Below are 20742 nucleotides of genomic sequence, written 5' to 3'. Positions count from 1 at the left end.
GCCTTATTTGGCCGACGCGCGCACCTTGCCGAAGGCGTCGCCGGCTTTCCAGGCCGGCATCTTCGGCGCGTTCGCCACCCGCATGCCCAGGTTCAAGGTGAATTGCGCCTGCTGCACCATGCCTGCCAGATCCCACGTCGGATCGTATTCGTCGCCCACCTGGTGGTAGCGCGCGCGGTACGAAGCCTGCTTGGCCTTGGCGCCTTCCAGATCCTTCACGTAGTCCTTGCCGCCTTCGATCGAGAAGGCCGGAATGCCCGCCTTGGCGAAGCTGAAATGGTCGCTGCGGAAGTAGCCGCCCGCCAGGTCCGGCTCCGGCGTGCGCACCACCAGGCCCATGGCCTTGGCGGTCGCTTCGGCCATCGCGCCCAGTTCCGTGCGCTCGCTGCCCTTGGTGCCGATATCCCTGGCCGCGCCGACGAAATTGAGGCTGTCCAGGTTCAGGTTGGCCGCGGTTTTATTCGCTGGCCACAGCGGGCTGCTGGCGTAGGCCGCGCTGCCCAGCAAGCCCTGTTCTTCGGCCGCGACCCACAGGAACATCTGGCTGCGCCTGGCCGGCGCGCGCACCGCTTCCTGCGCCATCGCCAAGAGGCCAGCGGTGCCCGACGCATTGTCGACCGCGCCGTTGTAGATGGTGTCGGCGCCTTCGCCTTGCTTGCCCAGGTGATCCCAGTGGGCGCTGTAGATCACCACTTCGTCCTTGAGTGTCGGATCGGTGCCCGGCACCACGCCGGCCACGTTGAACTGTTCGACCATGCGCACGGCCGCCTTCATCTCGCCCTTGACCTTCGCTTTCAGGGCCACCGGCTTGAAGTTCTTGTTCTCGGCGGCGCTGCGCAGCAGGTCCAGGTCCTGGCCGGCGGCGGCGAACAGCGTGCGCGCGGCCGCCTCGGTCATCCAGCCTTCCATGTTCGCGCCCAGTTTGCCCTGCGCCAGCTGGAAGCGTTCGGCCAGCCAGCTGTTCTGCACCACGCTCCAGCCGTACGAGGCCGAGGCGTCGGTGTGAATCAGCAGCACGCCGGCGGCGCCCTGGCGCGCGGCTTCTTCGAACTTGTAGGTCCAGCGGCCGTAGTAGGTCAGGCCCTTGCCGTTGAAGCGATTCGGCTCGGCGGCCGTCGGCGCCGGGTCGTTGACCATCATGACCACCACCTTGCCCTTGACGTCCATGCCCTTGTAGTCGTCCCAGCCTTCTTCCGGCGCGCTGATGCCGTAGCCGACGAACACCAGCTCCGCATCCATCGCGTGGGTCGCCTTGGCGTCGCCCGGCGCCCATACCCAGTCCTTGCCGAAGGCCAGGGTCTGCGCCTTGCCGCCGGCTTCCAGCGCCACGCTGCTCGACTCCGGGGTCGACTTCACGCCGGCGATCTTGACCGACTGGCGGAAGCTGTCGCCGTTGCCCGGCTTGAGGCCGGCGGCCAGCGCCTGCGATTCAAGGTAGGCCACGGTCAGGTCGCCGCCGCGCTGGCCGGTGCCGCGCCCTTCGAGCAGGTCGCTCGACAGGAACGACAGGTGGGCGCGCAGCGGCGCTTCCTTGACGATGGGGGCGGGGCCGGCGGCGTAGGCAGGGAAAGCGAGGGCCACGCTGGTAGCGATGGCCGTGCTGACGAAGGAGGAAAGCATCTTTTGCATGGGTTCCTAGTGCGGTAAATGGAGGGTAAATACGGCGCCCACGAAGGGCGGAGGAACATTGTATGCCATTCCATCGCATCGGCAACCGGCAGCGCCGGGGCTTGCGCCCGGCGCTGCGTTACTGAGCGCTTAGTCGAGCGTCCAGACGTAGGCGATCTGCGCCCATGCCGGTTCGGCCACGCCGCCCACCGTGGCCGGCTTGAATTTGCACAGGCTCAGGGCCGCGAGGGCCGCTTTGTCGAGATCGCGCGATCCGCTCGATTTGTCGACGCGCGCATCGCTCACCTTGCCGTCGACGCCGACCAGCAGCGCGAGGTTGACGGTGCCGGTGGCCCCATCGCGGGCGGCGCGCGCCGGGTAGTCGGGCTTGACGCAGGCCGAGGCGTCGGCCAGCACGGCGGTGCGCTTCTCGGCGGCCGGGCGGGGCACGGCCGGCGGGGTATCGGTGACGGCCGGGCCGCTCGGCTGGATCGCTGCCGGCGGCGGTGCCACCTTGTCGCTCACTGTGGCGACAATCGGGTTGTCCGGCGGCGGCGCGATGTGGTTATCGATCGGCGGAGGAATCACGATGGTCGGCTGCAGCTGTTTGGGCTCGAAGTTCTGCGGCTCCGCTGGCGGCGGCTCGACCGGTTTTTCGATCACCGGCGTCACCTCGATCGGCCCCGCTTCGCTGATCGAAAACGAGGGCACCCGGTTCATGCTGTGGATCAGGGCCGCGCCGACGACGACGTGCAGGGCGGTGACGATGGCCATCTTGGTGAATTTGTTGCTGGCGCCGATGTGCTGTTGAGAAAAATGCATGGTGTGCTCCGTATTGTTGTGTTCACGAAATGGGTCGCATGGTGGAGGTCCGCACTGCCTTCTTCCAGTCCATGGATCAAATATATGCTATGTCCTAGCAATTGAAAAGGGTTTTAGTGGTAATTATTTTGCAGAGTTCGCCGCGAATCTGGTTATGTCGATGGCAAATCGGGCGCGCCGGGCGATGGCTCGCGTCGGGGGCGGATGTGTGAAATAATCTGGTAGGCGCGGCGTGCCTGCCGTCGGGTCGCACACATTGATGCGATTCAATGGCAAGGCGGAGTAAGCGGACGCAGCCTTTACCCGTGGAGAGTACAAGTGCAGACAGAGCAAAAATCGATTCGGGTCTTGCTGGCGGACGACCATCCGATCGTGATGACCGGTTTCGCCATGTCGCTGGCCGGCGTCGGCATGGATGTGGTGGGACAGGCCAAGACGCCCGATGAAGCCGAAGAAATGTACGCCGCCCTCGATCCGGACGTGCTGGTGCTCGACATCCGCTTCGGCACCGAGTTGACGGGGCTGGACGCGGCCAAGAGCATCCTCGCCAAGTTCCCGCAAGCGCGCATCGTGTTCCTGAGCCAGTTCGACCAGGATAGCCTGATCAAGGAAACCTACCGCCTGGGCGCGCGCGCCTTCGTCACCAAGGATTGCGACCCGGCCGACCTGGCCACGGCGGTCAGCCATGCGCACGAGGGCAAGCTGTACTTCCTGCCGCAGATCGCCGAGCGCCTGGCCAACCTGTCGGTGCGCGGCGACGCCTCGCCGCAGTCGCAGCTCGACCAGCGCGGGCTGGAGATCTTCAAGCTGATGGCCGAAGGACTGACCAATGCCGAAATCGCCGAGAAGCTGAACCTGTCGACCAAGACGATCAGCAATATCAGCCAGTCGGTCAAGGAAAAGCTGGGCGTGCACCGGCAGGCGTATATCACCAAGCTGGCCGTCAAGTACGGCTTGATCGAGCCCTAGTGGGAGGTCGCGTGAGGCTGGCGGTGGCCGATGGCGGCGGTGCGCTGCGGCGCGCGTTCAGGGGCGCCTGCCTGGCCGTGGGCCTTGCGCTCGCCGGCACGGCCGCTGGCGCCGGCGTCATCAGCCCGAGCAATGCCACCGACCCGAGCGGGTTCCGCTTCCAGATCGTCACCGCCGACGATTCCGGCGTCACGCGCCGCATCGCCGACGACTTGTACAAGCAGCTGGTGCCGATCTTCGGCGGCTTTCGCACCGAACTGGCGCAGCACCGGCGCATGGTGTACGTGGCCATCGGCCCGGTCGCGCTGCGCAATGTGGCGGCGCGCAAGTGCGACTGCGTCGTCATCGCCGCCTTCACCTCCAGCCAGGTGTGGCGCTCGGTCACCGAGAGCCTGCCGCCGGCGCGCGCGCTGTCGATGACCGCCATCTACGCCGAGCCGGCGCCGGTCGACCAGCTGCGCCTGATCGAACTGCTCTACAAGCGCCCGGTGCGCGTGGCGGCCATCGTCAGCAGCAATACCGGCTTCCTGAAGCCGACCCTGCAAGGCATCGCCGAACTCGAACACTACGACCCCAGTGAGGATATCAACGTGGTCCTGAACCGCATCGGCAAAACCGAGGTCCTGCTGGCCATGCCCGACCGCAGCGTCTACAACACCGAGAACGTGCGCAACATCCTGCTCTCGACCTACCGCCACAACCAGGCGGTGATCGGCTTTTCGGCCGACATGGTCATGGCCGGCGCACTGGCAACCACTTACTCCACCATCGAGCAGATCAACGCCCAGGTGGCCGACGTGGCCAACGAATTCGTGGCCACCGGCGAACTGGCGCCGCCCCAGTTCCCGCGCTACTTCAGCACCGTCATCAACGAAGGCGTGGCGCGCTCGCTCGACGTCGCGGTCGACGAGGCGGCCCGTAATTTCACGCGGCGTCCACCGGTGAGGCGACAATGAACCTGCGATTCTGGCAAAGCTGGAGCATCGGCACGCGCATGGCTTTCATCACCATGCTGCCGGTGGTGTTCCTGTTCTCGTCCTTTGTGGGCTACTCCTGGTACTCGCACCGCGCCCAGGTGGCGCTCGAACTCGAAGAGCGCGGGCGCATCCTGGCCAAGGCGCTGGCCGAAACCAGCGAATACAACGTCATCTCGGGCAACCTGTCCGACCTGCGCCTGACCATCAATGGCCTGGTCCAGTCGGACAAGAGCATCCACCGCATCGAAGTGGTGGACGCCAACCAGAAAGGCGCCATCAGCGTCATCTCGCAGGGCTCGGCCATCGGCGAGGACCGCTTCTACGAAGCGCCGATCAAGAAGCAGATGATCTGGATTAACCTGTTCTCGGACAACGGCGTGCCGCACGTGTCGGGGTCGAGCGACACCAAGCCGACCACCGTGCCGACCGAGGTGGTGGGCTATGTGCGGGTGACCATGTCGCCCACCAACATGCTGCACAAGCAGGCGCGCCGTTTCCAGGTCGAACTGGCGATGGCCGCGCTGGCGCTGGTGGTCAGCGGCGTGCTGGCCTACGTGCTGGCGCGCAGCCTGACCATTCCGCTCAAGTCCTCGATCGGCGCGCTGCGCGAAATCCGCGGCGGCAACTACCAGGTGGCGCTGCCCGTCACCACCGGCGGCGAGGTGGGCGAGCTGCAGGAATCGATCACCGAAATGTCGGTGGCGCTGGGCCGCTCGCGCCAGGACCTGGAAAACAAGGTGGCCGAACGGACCAAGGACCTGGTCGAATCGCGCAACGAGGCGCTCAAGGCCGACGCCGACAAGCGCAAGCTGATTCAGAAGGTGAACTCGATCGTGGAAGATGAGCGCAAGAGCATCGCCATCGAGATCCACGACGAACTCAATGCCTCGCTGATCGCCGCGCGCCTGGAGTCGCAGAGCATCCTGCACCTGGCCGGCAAGGTCGAGCAGGGGCCGATGATGGACGAGATCAAGCAGAAGTCGCAAGCCATCACCAAGCTCACGCTCGACCTGTACGCCAGCGGGCGGCGCCTGGTGCGGCGCCTGCGTCCCGAGGTGCTCGACATGCTCGGCCTGCACGGCGCGGTGGAAGAGATGATCCGCCACTACGACGCCAGCCATCCCGAATGCCATTTCCAGTTCCACTCGGACGGCGATTTTTCGGGCCTGGAGAGCGAACTGGCCATTTCCGCCTACCGCATCGTGCAGGAAGCGCTGTCGAATGTGCTCAAGCACGCCGGCGCCACGCACGCCCAGGTGGTCATGACCCTGTCCGAACAGGACGACACGCTGCACATCGAAATCGCCGACGACGGCGCCGGCTTTCACACCGCCAGCGCCTCGTCGGGGATCGGCATCATCGGCATGCGCGAGCGCGTCTACGCGCTGGGCGGCACCATCGACTTCAGTTCCGAGCCTGACAAAGGCACCGTGATCGGCATCGCCCTGCCGATCGCACAAACCGCCTGACTGCCGCATCGACCATGCAGGCAGGAGGCACCGTGTTAACCTTCATCGCAGAACATACAATGTCGAACGAATTGAAAACGCCCTACGAACAGGGCAACAAGAACCAGACCACGACCTGGGCCGACTGCATCGCCTGGTACGAAGCGCTGGCGCGCCGCTATCCCGGCGTGCTGCAGTTCGGCGTGGTCGGCACGTCCGACGCCGGCCTGCCGATCCACGCCGGCGTGGTCTCCAGCGACGGCGTGTTCGACCGCCAGCGCATCAAGGACGAAGGACGCCCGGTGTTCTTCAACAATAACGGCATCCATCCGGGCGAGCCGGAAGGCGTGGACGCCTGCATGGCGCTGGTGCGCGACTTCTGCACCGACCAGGCGCGCCTGGCCGCGCTGGGCAGGACCGTGTTCCTGTTCGTCCCGCTCTACAACGTCGACGGCAGCATCAACCGCGCCGACACCTCGCGCGTCAACCAGGACGGCCCCGAGCAGTTCGGCTTTCGCGGCAACAGCCGCCACCTCGACCTGAACCGCGACTTCGTCAAGTGCGACAGCCTCACCGCGCAGGTCTTCAACAAGCTGTTCACGGCCTGGGACCCGGACGTGATGGTCGACACCCACACGTCCAACGGCGCCGACTATCCGTACACGATGACCCTGATCCACACCCAGACCGACAAGCTGGGCGGCGCGCTCGGCCGGTTTTTGCAGGACACCATGCTGCCGCATATGTTCGCCGAGATGGCGCGGCGCGGCTGGCCGACCTGCCCCTACGTCAATCCGGTCAAGGACAGTCCGGACCACGGCATCGCGGAATTCCTGGAGACGCCGCGCTTTTCGACCGGCTTCGCGGCGCTGCACCACACCATCGGCTTCATGCCCGAGACGCACATGCTCAAGCCCTTCGCCGACCGCTACGACTCGATGCGCGCGCTGGTCGAAACGGCGCTCGAGTTCACGGTCGCGCAGGCGGCCACCATCCAGGCCCTGCGCCGCGCCGCGCGCGACGAAGGCAAGGCGCGGCGCGAGTGGCCGGTGCACTGGTCGATGGACGCGGACAAGCCGTCGACCTTCCCGTTCCGCGGCTACGCGGCCAAGTACACGCCTAGCACGATCGGCAACTACACGCGCCTGTCGTACGACCGCAGCGCGCCGTGGGAGCGCGATATCGCCTACTTCAACAGCTTCCCGGCCGATATCGTGGTGGCTACGCCGCGCGCCTACGTGGTGCCGCAAGCCTGGCGCGAAGTCGTCGAACGCCTGCAGTGGAACGGCGTGGCGATGACGCGCATCGAGGCCGACCGCGTGCAGCAGGTGCGCTGCTACCGCATCGTCTCGGTCGACTCGCGCGCGAACGCCTACGAAGGGCATATGTTCCACGACGACGTGCAGCTGGAGGCCTTCACCGAGGCGGTGACCCTGCGCGCGGGCGACTGGTGGATCCCGCTGGACCAGGACATGGCGCGCTACGCCATCGAAACGCTGGAGCCGCAGGGCCACGACAGCTTTTTCCGCTGGGGTTTCTTTAACAGTGTGCTGGAGAAGAAGGAAGCGTATTCGGACTACGTGTTCGAAGACCACGCGGCCGAACTGCTGCGCGACGAACCGGCATTGAAAGCGAAGTTCGACGCCTGGAAGGCGGCCAATCCGGCCCTGCTGTCGGACCAGTGCGCGGTGCTCGACTTCATCTTCGCCAACTGCGCGCGCTACGTGGAGCCGGAGTGGCGCCGTTATCCGGTGCTGTCGGCGATGTAAGCGAAACGGGGGAACGGCTGCGTTCCCCCTGCTGGTTTACTGGTTCTTCTCGATCCAGCGATTGACCTTCGCTTCCAGCAGCGACAGCGGCAGGGTGCCGTCTTCCAGCACGATCTCGTGGAACTTCGGCAGGCTGAATTTGTCGCCCAGTGCCGCCTCCGCGCGGCGCCGCAGTTCGGCGATCTTGAGCGCGCCGATCTTGTAGCCGAGCGCCTGCCCCGGCCACACCATGTAACGCTCGGTCTCGCTTTTCGCCGACGACTCCGGATAGCCCAGCGTGTCGCGCATGTACTGGATCGACTGCTCGCGCGTCCAGCCCTTGGCGTGCATGCCGGTATCGACCACCAGCCGCACCGCGCGCAGCATTTCATCGTTCAGGTGGCCGAAGTAATCCTCCGGCTTGTCGAACAGCCCCATCTCCTTGCCCAGGGTTTCCGCGTACAGCGCCCAGCCTTCGGTGTAGGCCGTGTTGCCGCTGAACTGGCGGAACTTGGGCAAGTCCAGCTCCTGCAGCAGGGCGATGTGGAAGTGGTGGCCCGGCTGGCCCTCGTGCAGGAACAGGGTCACCATGCCGGTGCTGCCGTACTGGGTCGGATCGTTCACCACCGACCAGAACACGCCCGGGCGCGAACCGTCCATGGCCGGCGCCGTGTAGTGGTCGGACGCGGTCGCGCGCGACAGTTCCGGTTCCAGGCGCAGGTCCAGCGGCGCCTTCGGCATCAGGGTGAACAAGGCCGGCAGCTTGGTGCGCAGCAGCGCGTCGAGCTTGCGGTAGACGTCGATCACTTCCTGCTCGGTCTTGAACGGCTTGTACTTTGCCTGCTGCGACACCCACGCCGGCAGGCCCGCGGCCGGTCCGGTGTAGCCCATCTTCGGTCCCACCACGCCGTATTCGGCCTGGATGCGCGCCACTTCGGCCAGGCCGATCGTGTGGATGGCTTCCGGCGCGAGGTCGGTGGTGGTGCGCACCGCCACGCTCTTTTCGTACCACTGCCTGCCCTCGGGCAGGGCGCTCCAGCCGGTGCTCGTGCGCGCCGCCGGCAGGTAGTCCTGTTCGATAAAGGCGGCCAGGCGCGCCAGCGCCGGCGCCAGCTTGCCGTCGATCGCCTTGCGGTAGGCGGCCGTCAGCTGCGCCTTGTCGGCAGCCGAAAAAGCGGCAGGCATCTTGCGGATCGGGCTGTAATAGATGCTCTCTTCGGCCTTCGCGCCGGCCAGCTTCTGGTACTGCGGCAGCATCGACACCACCGCCGCGCGCGGCAAGGTGACGTTCACGCGCATCCCTTCGCGCATGTTGGCGATGGCCTGGTCGATCCATGCCGGCAGCTGCGTCAGGCGGTTCAGGTAAGCCTTGTACTGCTTGACCGTCTTCAGGGGCTGGGCGGCGTCGCCGCCGGCGTAGTTGGCCAGGGTGACCGGCAGGCTGTCCATCTGGTTCAGCGGCAGCATCAGTTCCGGCAGGTTGGAAAACGACAGCAGGCTGTTCAACTCGAATTCGAGCACGTCGTAATTGGTCTGCGAACGCAGGTCGAGCGTGCGCCGGTCGATGCCGTGCAGGCGGTTCAGGAACACGTTGTAGCGGGCGTTCTGGCGCGCCCGCTCCTTGGGGCCGATGCTCATGCCGATCTGGTCGTCGAAGCGATTGTCGCCGCGCTCGGTGGCCTCGACCGGGTCGAAGCGCGCCACCGCTTCGTAGTAGTCGGCGGCGAGCGTGTCGAGCTGCTTCCTGGCCTGGGCCGACACCACGCCCGATACCTTGCCGGCCGGCGGCGCGGCCAGCGCCGGGGCGGGCGCGAAGGTCAGGGCGAGCGCCGTCCACAGCGCAGTCTTGGCAAGCGTTTTATGCATAGTAGTTATCCGGTGAAAAATGGTCGCGGCAGACAGGATACGCGATTTTCCGGGTGCGGAACGGTGGCCGGAAGCCGATAGATTTGCCTGATCGGCGCTGCGCGCACGAATGGCATTTTGTATTGTCGTCACGGCGTGCCCGCGCGTATGATCGACGCCTGACGATGTCTCCCGCCGAGCCGGCAAACTGCGAATGCCGGCCGGCCCAGGCAAGCCCGCTTGCAGCGCCTCGCGCCGAGCATGTGGCCGCTGCCATTCGAGCCGCTCCCCGGTGTTCGGGAGCGGCTTTGTTTTGTCAGCGCACCGCCGGCGCCTGGCCCAGCATGCCACGGCGCTTGAACCAGATTTCCAGCGGAATCGTCACCAGCGGCGGCACGGCGGCCAGCACGGCGATCAGGGTCGCCCACCATGGCCAGCGCAGGCGCAGCGCGGCCAGTACCGTCACTACCACGTAGAACATGAACGCCACCCCGTGCAGGCGGCCGAACAGCCACACGCCCAGGTCGGTCACTTCCAGCGTGTATTTGAGGAACATGCCGATCAACAGGCCGGTCCAGGTCAGGCCTTCGATCAGGCAGGCGGCGACGAACAGCTTGCCGATGCCTGAGGGTTTGGGGATTGTCATGCCAGCTCCGCAGTAATTGAGATGCGCGAAGCATAGTCACTCCGGCCGCATCGATCAAGCTGGTTCTTGTCGCGGCGCGATCCGGTAAACACAGCGCGTGGCGCCGGCCAGCACATGCTGCTCGCGCGTCACGCTGGCGGCCGGGCCGGCGATCTCGGCGAACAGCTGCAGCTCGGAGCGGCAAAAACCCTGGCAGGCGCGCGCCGCCGCGCAGATCGGGCAGTGGTCTTCGATCAGCAGCCAGCCCTGTTCATCGGACTCGATGCGCGCCATGTAGCCTTCCTCGGTGCGGATCGCGGCCAGCTGCGCCAGCCGTTCCTCCAGGGTGGGGCCGGCGCAGGCCTGGCGGTACAGCGCGCGCGCCTCGCTTTCGCGCTGCGCCACCAGCTTGTCCAGCCCCTCCTCGCCGAACAGCTGGCGGATCGATCCGATCAGCTGCACCGTCATCTGCGCGTGCGTGTCCGGAAAGCGCCGGTTGCCGGCCTCGGTCAGCACCCAGTCCTGGCGCGGCCGCCCGACCCCCGCCGCTTCCTGCTGGCGGCCGGCGATCAAGCCGGCCGCCAGCAGCTTCTGCACCTGCTGGCGCGCCGCTTCCGGCGTCATGTCCAGCATCTGCGCCAGCCTGGCGGTGGGGCTGGGACCCTTGGACTTGAGAAAAAACAGGATGCGCTCGGCCGGCTTGCCATCGGCCGAGTTATCCAACGATTTGCTTGCGTAATTCACGGTTCAGCCTTATTATCCAAACGTTTTCTTGCATATTAAGCCAATCCCGAAGTCCTGTCGATAACGCGCCATGTCCACTGCCTCACCCGCCACCGCCTCCTGGGGCACCCTGTTTTCCGGCCAAAACGGCCTGCTGGCCCTGGCCCTGACCGGGGGCGTCGCGCTGCACGCGATTAACGTCCACATCGTCACCACCGTGCTGCCGTCGGTGGTGCGCGATATCGGTGGGCTGGACTGGTACGCCTGGAACACCACCCTGTTCGTGGTGGCCTCGATCGTCGGCGCGGCGCTGTCGGTGCGCCTGCTGGCCGGCGCCGGTCCGCGCGGGGCCTGCCTGGCGGCGCTCGGCATCTTCGCGCTCGGTTCGGCCGCCTGCGCCAGTGCGATGTCGATGCCGTGGATGCTGGCCGGGCGCAGCGTGCAGGGCCTGGGCGGGGGCGCCCTGGCGGCCCTGAGCTACGCGCTGATCCGCGTGGTGTTCCCCGCGCCCCTGTGGCCGCGCGCGGTGGCGCTGGTGTCGGGCATGTGGGGCGTGGCCACCCTGTGCGGGCCGGCCGTGGGCGGCCTGTTCGCCCAGGCCGGGCACTGGCGCTGGGCCTTCTGGACCCTGCTGCCGGCGGCCCTGCTGCAGGCGCTGCTGGTGGCGGCGCGGCTGCGTCCGGCGGCTGCGGCGTCGGCGCCACCGGCGATCCCGCTGACCCAGATCGCCTTGCTGGCCGCCTCGGTGCTGGCGGTGGCGGCGGGCGGCCTGTCGCGCGCGCTGGCCTGGCAGGGCGCCGGCGTGGCGGCCGGGATCGCGCTCGGCGTGGCGGCCATGCTGGTCGAGCGCCGCTCGCACGTGCGCCTGCTGCCGTCCGGAACCTGCGCGCCGGCCTCGCCGCTGGGCGCGGTGTATGCCAGCGTGGCGCTGCTGTTGGTCGGCACCACCACCGAAATCTACGTGCCCTACTTTTTGCAGACCCTGCACGGCTACACGCCGCTGGCCGCCGGTTACCTGACGGCGGCCATGGCGGCCGGCTGGAGCCTGAGCTCCATGCTCTCGTCCGGACGCCAGGGCGCGGCGGCGGCGGGCATGCTGCGCGCCGGCCCGGTACTGGGGGCGCTCAGCCTGGCGGCGCTGGCCTTGCTGGTGCCGGCCGGCGACGCGCTCTCGCCCGCCATGCTGATGCTCTTGTACGGCGTGGCGCTGGCCGGCGCCGGCGCCGGCGTGGGCCTGGGCTGGCCGCATCTGCTCACGCGCGTGCTGACGCTGGCCCCGGCCGGCGAGGGCGGCCTGGCCTCGGCCGCGATCACCACCGTGCAGTTGTACGGCATGGCGATCGGCGCGGCGGTGGCGGGGCTGGTGGCCAACGCCGCCGGCCTGAGCGCGCCGGGAGGCAAGGCGGGGGCGCAGTCGGCGGCGCTGTGGCTGTTCGCCAGCTTCGCGCTGGCGCCGGCACTGGCGGCGCTGCTGGCGCGCCGCATCGCAGGCGGACACGGAGACGGCGCATGAGCACCGCGTCCTCCATCTGGCTGTTCCAGTCGGTGCACGCGCTGGGACTGGCGGCCTGGCTGTCGATTGCCGTCATCAACAACCTGCAGGCCTTCGCCGGGTCGGCCGGGGCGATCGGCGCCACCATGTCGATGGCGCCGCTCAGGCAGGCGCCGGCGGTCGCGACAGCGCTGCTGGCGCGCGCCCTCGCTTCGCCAGCGCTGGCGCGTTGTGCGCTGCTGCTCGTGCTGGCGTTGCAGATCGCCGCCGCCGGGGCCTGCTGGTCTGGCGCATATACGCTGGCGATCGGCCAGGACCTGGCGGCCGCGCGTGCGGCGCTCAACCTGGCCATGAGCGGCTTCGCCGCCTTCCTGTTCGCGATGCACTTGGGCGGCCTGTGGTTCGGCTACTGGATCCGGCAGGAGAGCCTGCAACTGACGCATATCGGGCTGCTGGTGTGGAGCGTGGCGGCCTTTTTGCTGTTTAACCTGCCGCTGGCCTGAAGGAGGGCGCGATGCGCGAACGACTGGAACAACTGCTGGCAGCGGGGCGCGACAATGCCCTGCTGCGCTTCGGCCTGGGTAACGCCTGCCTGAAAGAAGGCGACGCGGCGGCGGCGGCCCTGCATCTGCGCCAGGCCACCGAGCGCAATCCGGCCCATTCGGCCGCCTGGAAGCTGCTCGGCAAAGCGTGGCTGGCGCTGGAGCGCCCGCAGGACGCGGAAGCGGCATGGAACAAAGGACTGGAGGTCGCCGTGAAGCAGGGCGACCTCCAGTCCTCGCGCGAGATGACGGTGTTCCTCAAGCGCCTGCGGCGCTGAGGTCCGCGCTAGGCTACTTGTAGAAGCGCCAGCCCGGCCTGAAGTCGCGCGCCACCTTCTCGTTCTTGAGGCGCGCGCGCACCAGTTCGATCGGCAGCATGCCGCCGTCGAGAATCCGGTCGTGGTAGTCCAGCAAGCTCATCTTGCCGCCGTCGACCAGCTCGCGTTTCAGTTCGCGCAGTTGCAGCGCGCCGACCATGTAGCCGGCCTGGTACAGCGGCGGATAGTCGCCGTTGAACGAGCGCCGCACCTCGGCGCGCGCATTGTCCGGCTCATGGCCGACGCGTTGTATCAGCATGTCGACCGCCTGCTCGGGCGTGATTTTGCCCATGTGGAAACCGAGCGAGAACAGGATGCGCGCGGCGCGGTGATTACGCCAGAACATCATGCCGATGCGGTCTTCCGGCGTGACCGCGAAATTGCGCTCGTACAGCAGCATCTCCCAGTACACGGCCCAGCCTTCGACGTAGAAGGGCGAGTCGAACAGGCGGCGCTGCGGCTGGTAGCGGTCGGCCATGAACAGTTGCAGGTGGTGGCCCGGAATCAGCTCGTGCTGCACGGTCGCGCGCGAGAAGTGCGGGTTATTCCCGCGCATCGACATCATCTTCTGCTCGTGCGTCATCTCGGCCGTGGGGTAGGACACCAGGATCGTGTCGCCGCCCAGGAAGAAGGGGCTGATCAACTGGCTCTCGGGCGAGAGCATGTCCATGCGCCAGCTGCGGCGCGCCACTTCCGGCACCGTCACCAGCCTGTTGGCCTCCATGTAGTCGATCGCTTCCTTGGCCAGGCGCCGCACCATGGCCGGCTGCTCGCCCGGCGCCACGTAGGTGGTCTTCACCTTTTCCATGGCCGCGTGCCAGTCGGCGCCGAAGCCCATCTCGGCCGAGGCCTTGCGCAGTTCGGCCTCGCCCCAGGCCAGCTCTTTCTCGGCCAGCGCCATCAATTCTTCCGGCGTGTACGGGATCATCTCGCGCTGCAGGGCGCTGAGCAAGCCGTCGCGCCCGATCGGGTCGCCCGTCACATTGAGCAGTCTGGCCGAGGCCTTGCCGACCAGCCGTTCGTTCAGGCTGGCCGCATACTCGCCCATCGCCTTGTCCAGGTCCGCATACGGACGCTTGACCCACCAGGTGAGCTGCGGATCGTAGCCTTCGTAGTAGGCGTACCAGGCCTTCAGGTCGCGCGCGGTGGACGCCAGCACCTGCGCGGCGCGGTTGGCCACGCTGCGCGAGGCCATCGGTTTGCGCGCATGGATGTCGGCCCCGGCCAGCAGCGCGTCGTGCGCCTTGCGCACCGCCAGCAGCGCCCCCTGCAGGACCGCCGCGCTGGCCGCGCCATCCTGCGCCTGCATCGTGCGGCGCGCTTCGGCCATGTCGATCAGGGGACGCGCAAACGGCACCAGCGGCTCGGCTTCGGCAAAGCGCTGGCGCCGCGCAGCCAGTTCGCGCAGTTCGAAGTCGATCTGGCTGCGCATCATGACCGCGTCGATGCGGTCTTCCACGCCGTAGCTGTCGAACGGCAGCGCGTCGAGCGCCGCGCGCCACTGCGTGAAGAAGTCTTCCATCTGGCGCGCCCGCGCCGTGCCGTTGGCCACCGTGTACAGTTTGTCGAGACTGGCGTAATCGAGCTGGTAGCGCTGGATAAACGCCGGCATCGCCTGCTGCGCGATGGCGAAGTGCGACAGCGGCGGCGTCAGCGCCGCGCGCGGCTGCGCGCCGGCGTGCGTGGACAGGCCGGCCGCGCCCAGGGCCGCCGCCAGCAGCATCGCGCCGCGCATCAGTAAGTCGCCAGCGCGGACGGGGCGCCGTTCTTGAAGGTGTAGACGGTGACGGCCGACTGCTTCATGTTGCCCTTGTCGTCGTAAGCATAGGTGCCGACCACGCCCTTGTAGCTGCTGGCGCGCATGGCGGCGGCCACCACGGAGGGATCGAGCGAGTTGGCCGACTTCATGGCCTGCGCCATGAACATGGTCTGGTCGTAGAACGAGGCTGCGTAGACGTCGGGCGCCTGCTTGAAGCGCGCCTTGTAGCGGGCCTGGAAGGCCGGGCCCTCGGCTTGCTTGTCGAGGATCGCGCCGCCCTGGGCGCACAGCACGTTCTCGCCGACCGCGTCGCCCCCCAGCTTGGCCATCTCCGGGCTGCACAGGGTGTCGCCGCCGAGCAGCTTGACGTTCAGGCCGAGCGCGCGCATCTGGCGCGCCATCGGTGCGCCCTGGGGCGCATAGCCGCCGAAGAAAATCGCATCGACGTTCTTCGCCTTGAGCTTGGTCAGGATGGCGGCGAAATCGGTCGCCTTGTCGGTCGTGAACTCATGGCCCGCCACGGTGATGCCGGAGGCCTTGGCCTGCTTGACGAATTCCATCGCGATGCCCTGGCCGAAGGCGGTGCGGTCGTCGATCACGCCGATGTTCTTGAGCTTTAACTGCCTGGCCGCGTAGCCGGCCATGGAAGCGCCGAGCTGGGTGTCGCTGGCGACGATGCGGAACACGCCCTGGTAGCCGCTCTGGGTCACCTTGGGATTGGTGCCGACGGTGGACATGAGCGCGCCGGCGTCGTTGTAGACGCGCGCGGCCGGAATGGCCACGCCCGAGTTGTACGGGCCGAGCACGAAGCGCACGCCGGCGTCGACCAGCTTTTGCGCGACCACCACGCCGGCTTTCGGATCGCCCTGGTCGTCCTCGGACTTGAGTTCGAACTTGACGGGCTTGCCGGCGATGCTGATTTTTTTGGCGTTCAATTCTTCCAGCGCGAGGCGCACGCCGTTTTCGTTGTCCTTGCCGGCGAAGGCATTCGCGCCCGAGAGCGGGCCGGTCACGCCGATCCTGACGACCTGCTCCTGCGCCAGCGCGGCCTGGGAAGCGAGCAGCAGGGCGGCTGCGGCGAAGGGGATGTGTTTTTTGTTCGGTGCCATGCGTTTGTCTCTCCTCTGATCTGGACAGCGGCATCATCGCACGATTCGCGGCATTTTTATATGCGGTTTTAAGCGGGCAGCCGTTTGGAAATGAGATCGAGCGGCAGCGCCGTGGTGTACTTGATCTGCTCCATCGAGAACGCCGACGACACGCCGGTGATGTGCGCCGTCTTGATCAGCTTCTTGTAAAAACGGTCGTAGCCGCCGATGTCGGTGGTGACCACCTTGAGCAGGTAGTCGACGTCGCCGCTCATGCGGTGGAACTCCATGACCTCGGGCAGGGCGATGACGGCGGCGGCGAAGCGGGTCAGCCATTTTTCGTCGTGTTCGGTGGTGCGCACGCTGACGAACACGGTGACCGGCAGGCCCACCTTTTCGCGGTCGATGATGCTCACGCGGGTCTGGATATAGCCTTCTTCCTCCAGCCGCTTGACCCGTTTCCAGCACGGGGTGCTGGACAGGCCGACCTTCTCGCTCAGGCCCGCGATCGACAGGGTGGCGTCGGCCTGCAGGGCCGCGAGGATGGCGCAATCATACTTATCGAGAGAACTCATTCTGCTTTTTTCTGAAATGTGAGATGAATATGCTAAACGAGTACAAATACGAGCAAATTTTGGCATATTTTCTCACGTTTTAGCCGATAACATATCACGCAAGAATGACATTACCATTTCGCCCCGCCATGCACACCGAAATCTACCTTGACGCAAATGCCACATCGGCCGTCCATCCCGCCGCCATCGCCGCCGCCGAACAGGCCATGCGCGACTGCTACGGAAACCCCAGCAGCAGCCACGCCACCGGCCTGAAAGCGAAGGCCATGCTCGACGGCGTGCGCGCGCTGGCGCGGCGCGTGCTCGGCGCCGGGCAGGGCCGGCTGATGTTTACGAGCGGCGCCACCGAAGGCATCCAGACGGCGGTGCTGTCGGCGCTGTGCGAGGTGCGCGCGCGCCGCGCCAGGGGCGAAGCGGGCGGCGACCTGCTGCTGTACGGCGCCACCGAACACAAGGCGGTGCCCGAAAGCCTGGCGCACTGGAACGCGCTGCTCGGCACCGGGCTGGAACTGCGCGCGCTGCCGGTCGACGGCGACGGGCGCCACCGCCTCGACGTGCTGCGCGAACTGGCGCCGCGCGCCGCCTTCATCTGCACCATGGCCGCGAATAACGAAAGTGGCGCCATTTCCGACCTGGCCGGGATCGAAGCCGTGTTGAACGACTGCGCACCGCAGGCGCTGTGGATGGTCGACAGCGTGCAGGCCCTCGGCAAGCTGGCGCTCGACCTGGCCGCCACCCGCATCGACTACGCGCCGTTCTCCGGCCACAAGCTGTATGCGCCCAAGGGCATCGGCATGCTGTATGTGCGCGAGGGCGCGCCCTACACCGCGCTGATGATGGGCGGCGGCCAGGAGTCGGCCCAGCGCTCGGGCACCGAGAACATGAGCGGCATCGCCGCCCTGGGCGCGGTGCTGGCGGCGCTGGACGAGGGCGGCGGCTTTCGCAGCCACGCGCAGCTGGCGGACATGCGCGAACGGCTGGTCGGCGCCCTGCGCGCGGCGCTGCCCGGCATCGTCTTCAACGCGCCGTTCGCCACCAGCCTGCCGACCACCCTCAATTTTTCCGTGCAAGGCCTGGCCGGCAAGGAACTGCTCGACCTGTTCGACGCCGCCGGCGTGCGCGTCAGCGCGGGCTCGGCCTGTTCGGCGGCCAAGGCCGCGCCCAGCTACGTGCTGGCGGCGATGGGCCTGGCGCCATGGCGCTGCGCGGCGGCGGTGCGCATGTCGTTCGGACCGATGGCGGACGAGGCCTTCATCGACGCCGCCTGCGAGCGCATCGCCCGCTGCGGCGCGGCCTTGCGCGCCAGCTGCCTGGTGCCATCGAGCATGCCCGCGCAGGACGGCGACGGCGTGATTCAACTGGGTAGCGACGGCGCCTGCACCTGGCTGCTGCTCGACGCCGCCAGCCGCACCTGCGCCATCGTCAATCCGCAGGCGCCGCTGGCCGGGCGCATCAACGACTTCGTGCGCTGCCAGGGCTACCGCGTGCGCGCCGTGATCGACACCCATCGCGGCGGCACCGGCCGCGCGGCGCTGGTGACGGCGCTGGGCGGCCAGCTGGCCGGCGCCGTCAGCCACGAGGCGCTGGGCTGGCCGGTGCTGGCCGACCAGGTCACGCTCGATAACGGCCAGAGCGCCGGTGCGCTGATGTTCGGCAGCCGCCTGCTGGCGCGCGTGGAGCGCGACGACGGCGCCAGCTATCTGTTCGGCGAGCGTTCGGCCGCCGGCCTGGCCGCCGGCGACGTGCGCTTCGCCTTCACCGGGCCGAACGCCGACATCGAGCAACTGGCGGAACTGGTGTCGCGCAAGACCGTCGTGTGCCAGGCCCGCGAAGCGGCCAGCCTGGCCTGCACCACGCTGGTGGCGGAACGCGGCGGCGCCATCGCGGCCGCCAACCCCTTGACGATGCAGCTCGAGGCGCATGGCCTCGAGCGCTTCTTCGACCAGCATCCCGACGCGCTGCTGATCGACGTGCGCGAAGCCTACGAACACGCGGCGGCCGACGCCGGCCAGTGGCACGGCCGCCGAATCGAGAGCGTGCCCTTGTCGCGCCTGGCCGACCGCCTGTCGGTCTGGCTGCGCGCGGAGGAACGCCCGCTGGTGTTTTTCTGCCGCAGCGGCGCGCGCAGCATCAAGGCGGCGCAGTGCCTGCAGCGCCTCGGCTACCGCAAGGCCTGGCATGTGGCGGGCGGGGTGGCGTTGGACGCCAAATTGCCGCTGGCGGCGTAAGCGGACCCATTGCGGCTTGCCGCCGGCGCGGGCACGCTTGCCGTCGGTGTCATCGCACGCCAAAAAAACAACCCTCTATAAACAGCTTGTAATTTTTGCACGGGAAGCGGATATTGGTTTTCCCCTCCGCTCTGTACGAATCGCTCTTTTTGGCAGGCGGAGCCCTCCCTTGTTTGTACGCTGTTCTTACCCATGAGGTAATAAGATGACTACGTGCGCCAGTCGAAGGAAGTTCAATAGCCAGACGTTTGCCCTGATGAGCGGTGCCTTGTTTCTTCCACAGTCGACGTTGTATGCCCAAACCACCAAGCCGGTGGTCAAGACGGTCACCCGGCAGCCGCTTTCCACGGTCATGGCCGACGCTGCCCGGCGCGAGCAGCTATTTACCTTGTTCGAGCGGATGCGCGCACTGCCTGCCTCGCATCCTTCCAGTTATTTTTTTCAAGCCGCGATCCACTGGTTTCCCGATTTTTCCGATAAAGACCCTGGGGTCCAGGCCATCAAGGCGATATTCGACGCCGATCCCAAAGCCAAAGATGCGCTGCCTTACTGGGATCAATGTACGCATTTCGGAAAGGGCCAGCCGGCGGATTTCCTGGTATGGCACCGGGCTTACGTTTATCACTTCGAGCAGAGCGCCAGGCACATACTCGGGGACCCTTCCTTTGCATTGCCTTACTGGGACTATACGTCCCCGCAGGCCGGCAGCCGCATGCTGCCCGATATTTTCATCGGCAAGCAGCGGCAAAAGGAGGGAAAATCCATCTCCAATTCCTTGTTTCCCACAGGCGGACCCGATCGGACCCTGAAAAACAAGGGAGATCAGCTCAGCCTCGCTGCCGTGAACATTACCGACGCATTCAACGCGGAGCGCTATTTTGCGGTGGCAGGCGTTCCCGGTTTCGGCGGCGCGGTGGGGCAGGGAGGCGCGGTCAGTGCGATCGATAACGTTCCTCACGGTGCGGTTCATGGCGGTGTGGGCGGGTGGATGGGCAGTGTGGATACCGCAGCGTTCGATCCGGTATTCTGGTTTCATCACGCAAATATCGATCGCCTGTGGAATATGTGGCTGGCCGCGAAAAACAAGTACTGGGGCGCCATGCCGGATGGCTGGCTCGATCAGGCGCCATTTTCCTTCATGGCGCCGGACGGCACCATTGTGCGCGAAAAGCGCTCGTTTTACGCCGATCAGGCCAATCTGGGATACCGTTACGATTCCGATCCGACCCTGCTACCCCAGCCGACGCTGGGTCAGCCGGCGGGTAAAAAGCCGCCCAATCTGAAAAGTATCCAGCAACTACCCCGGGAAATAAAGGGCTTTTTCGAAAAACCAGCCGGACCGGCCACCAGCGCGGTGACATTGTCGAGTAGCGCCCGTACCGACATCCGAGTGCCGCTCGCGCCATTGCCGCCGCCTCCTGGATCGACTGCCCCGGGCAAGCGTCCGATGGCGCTGGAAAGCGTCAAGGAAAAGTATAACTATGTCGTGCTCGATATCAGCGGCATCGAGAAAGAATCGGGAAGCGCCGGAAATTACGACATTTATGCCAGCCTCCCGGGAGCGGTCCCCCCTGAACTGGGCAAGGCCAGCAGGGTCGGCTACCTGACCACGTTCGAGGCGCCGCGCCGCCGCCCGAACGGCGCCCCCGGCAAGGAAGTTCATCATCGGGTCGATATTACGGCGTTTGTCCAGAAGCTTTCTTCCGACAAAAAAGTCAATCCCTCGGAAATTATCTTTACGTTCGTCCGCTCCGTCGGCACGGACGCCTCAGGCAAGCCGCTCGATCAAGCGGAGGGCGGCCCGGTTCACCTCCGCTCGCTTGCGGTGAAGGTACTGGTCGGTTCCACCGATGAGGTCATCTAGCCCATTTGCCTGACGAGGTGGCTTGCCACCGTACCACGGTGGCAAGCCCTTCATTCTTATGTTCGATGGCGCACAGTCGCGGACGCGTCATCGTTATAGGATTGCAACAGCC

General features: G+C 66.6%; 17 protein-coding genes. 9 read left to right on the top strand and 8 right to left on the bottom strand.

All coding sequences use genetic code 11. The features are described from left to right. Positions 1 to 3: 3 nt before the first annotated feature. Together EJB06_RS27645 and EJB06_RS27640 are read right to left on the bottom strand one after the other, a co-directional pair. On the bottom strand, positions 4 to 1629 hold the full coding sequence (locus EJB06_RS27645) for a M28 family peptidase (RefSeq protein WP_126077258.1): 1626 nt from the start codon (positions 1627 to 1629) through the stop codon (positions 4 to 6). A gap of 129 nt (positions 1630 to 1758) precedes the next feature. After that, the gene (locus tag EJB06_RS27640; protein WP_126077257.1) at positions 1759 to 2430 is read right to left on the bottom strand and encodes an energy transducer TonB; all 672 of its coding nucleotides are present in this window, start codon (positions 2428 to 2430) and stop codon (positions 1759 to 1761) included. 318 nt (positions 2431 to 2748) lie between these two features. Between EJB06_RS27640 and EJB06_RS27635 the strand changes: the two genes are divergently transcribed. Genes EJB06_RS27635 through EJB06_RS27620 form a run of 4 tightly spaced genes read left to right on the top strand, consistent with a single transcriptional unit; the run spans position 2749 to position 7593 of the window. Then, positions 2749 to 3399 carry a response regulator transcription factor gene (locus EJB06_RS27635; protein ID WP_126077256.1) on the top strand — a complete coding sequence of 217 codons (651 nt, stop codon included), beginning with the start codon at positions 2749 to 2751 and terminating at the stop codon, positions 3397 to 3399. 11 nt (positions 3400 to 3410) lie between these two features. Beyond that, positions 3411 to 4355: a hypothetical protein gene (locus tag EJB06_RS27630; protein WP_229427322.1), complete on the top strand. Its 945-nt coding sequence runs from the start codon at positions 3411 to 3413 to the stop codon at positions 4353 to 4355. Further along, positions 4352 to 5845, top strand: a complete 1494-nt coding sequence (locus EJB06_RS27625; RefSeq protein ID WP_126077255.1) for a sensor histidine kinase — start codon at positions 4352 to 4354, stop codon at positions 5843 to 5845. Before EJB06_RS27630 ends, EJB06_RS27625 begins: the two co-directional genes overlap by 4 nt. A gap of 59 nt (positions 5846 to 5904) precedes the next feature. Next, complete coding sequence (locus EJB06_RS27620) at positions 5905 to 7593, top strand: M14 family zinc carboxypeptidase (protein ID WP_126077254.1); 1689 nt, start codon at positions 5905 to 5907, stop codon at positions 7591 to 7593. A 36-nt stretch (positions 7594 to 7629) separates the two neighbouring features. On the opposite strand, the gene EJB06_RS27615 is transcribed toward EJB06_RS27620, so the two are convergent. The 3 genes from EJB06_RS27615 to EJB06_RS27605 all read right to left on the bottom strand — a co-directional run bounded on the left by EJB06_RS27615 (position 7630) and on the right by EJB06_RS27605 (position 10786). Then, on the bottom strand, positions 7630 to 9438 hold the full coding sequence (locus EJB06_RS27615) for a DUF885 domain-containing protein (protein WP_126077253.1): 1809 nt from the start codon (positions 9436 to 9438) through the stop codon (positions 7630 to 7632). A gap of 295 nt (positions 9439 to 9733) precedes the next feature. After that, entirely contained in the window at positions 9734 to 10063 is a 330-nt protein-coding gene (locus EJB06_RS27610) for a DUF3817 domain-containing protein (RefSeq protein WP_126077252.1), read from the bottom strand. A 54-nt stretch (positions 10064 to 10117) separates the two neighbouring features. After that, complete coding sequence (locus tag EJB06_RS27605) at positions 10118 to 10786, bottom strand: helix-turn-helix transcriptional regulator (RefSeq protein ID WP_126077251.1); 669 nt, start codon at positions 10784 to 10786, stop codon at positions 10118 to 10120. A 70-nt stretch (positions 10787 to 10856) separates the two neighbouring features. Between EJB06_RS27605 and EJB06_RS27600 the strand changes: the two genes are divergently transcribed. From EJB06_RS27600 to EJB06_RS27590, 3 genes are read left to right on the top strand one after another with little or no spacing between them, the layout of a single operon-like run. Continuing rightward, entirely contained in the window at positions 10857 to 12278 is a 1422-nt protein-coding gene (locus EJB06_RS27600) for an MFS transporter (RefSeq protein WP_126077250.1), read from the top strand. After that, entirely contained in the window at positions 12275 to 12760 is a 486-nt protein-coding gene (locus tag EJB06_RS27595; RefSeq protein WP_126077249.1) for a DUF2165 family protein, read from the top strand. The genes EJB06_RS27600 and EJB06_RS27595 overlap by 4 nt, the downstream gene beginning before the upstream one ends. Positions 12761 to 12771: 11 nt before the next feature. Further along, positions 12772 to 13077, top strand: coding sequence for a tetratricopeptide repeat protein (locus EJB06_RS27590; RefSeq protein ID WP_126077248.1), 306 nt, complete (start codon positions 12772 to 12774; stop codon positions 13075 to 13077). A gap of 13 nt (positions 13078 to 13090) precedes the next feature. Here EJB06_RS27590 and EJB06_RS27585 read toward each other — a convergent pair whose 3' ends face one another. The 3 genes from EJB06_RS27585 to EJB06_RS27575 all read right to left on the bottom strand — a co-directional run bounded on the left by EJB06_RS27585 (position 13091) and on the right by EJB06_RS27575 (position 16538). Then, positions 13091 to 14851: a DUF885 family protein gene (locus tag EJB06_RS27585; protein ID WP_126077247.1), complete on the bottom strand. Its 1761-nt coding sequence runs from the start codon at positions 14849 to 14851 to the stop codon at positions 13091 to 13093. After that, positions 14851 to 15984 (bottom strand): branched-chain amino acid ABC transporter substrate-binding protein, encoded by a 1134-nt coding sequence (locus tag EJB06_RS27580; RefSeq protein WP_126077246.1) that lies wholly within the window; start codon positions 15982 to 15984, stop codon positions 14851 to 14853. Before EJB06_RS27580 ends, EJB06_RS27585 begins: the two co-directional genes overlap by 1 nt. Positions 15985 to 16052: 68 nt before the next feature. Then, positions 16053 to 16538, bottom strand: a complete 486-nt coding sequence (locus EJB06_RS27575; RefSeq protein ID WP_126077245.1) for an Lrp/AsnC family transcriptional regulator — start codon at positions 16536 to 16538, stop codon at positions 16053 to 16055. Positions 16539 to 16642: 104 nt separating this feature from the next. Here EJB06_RS27575 and EJB06_RS27570 point away from each other — a divergent pair, with 104 nt between their 5' ends. Next, positions 16643 to 18766 carry an aminotransferase class V-fold PLP-dependent enzyme gene (locus EJB06_RS27570; protein ID WP_229427321.1) on the top strand — a complete coding sequence of 708 codons (2124 nt, stop codon included), beginning with the start codon at positions 16643 to 16645 and terminating at the stop codon, positions 18764 to 18766. A gap of 256 nt (positions 18767 to 19022) precedes the next feature. Continuing rightward, positions 19023 to 20630: a tyrosinase family protein gene (locus EJB06_RS27565; protein ID WP_164558056.1), complete on the top strand. Its 1608-nt coding sequence runs from the start codon at positions 19023 to 19025 to the stop codon at positions 20628 to 20630. Positions 20631 to 20742 lie beyond the last annotated feature (112 nt).

It is taken from the genome of Massilia atriviolacea, assembly GCF_003953935.1.
Classification (GTDB): Bacteria; Pseudomonadota; Gammaproteobacteria; order Burkholderiales; family Burkholderiaceae_D; genus Telluria_A; species Telluria_A atriviolacea.
This window is presented reverse-complemented; position numbering and strand designations above follow the sequence as displayed.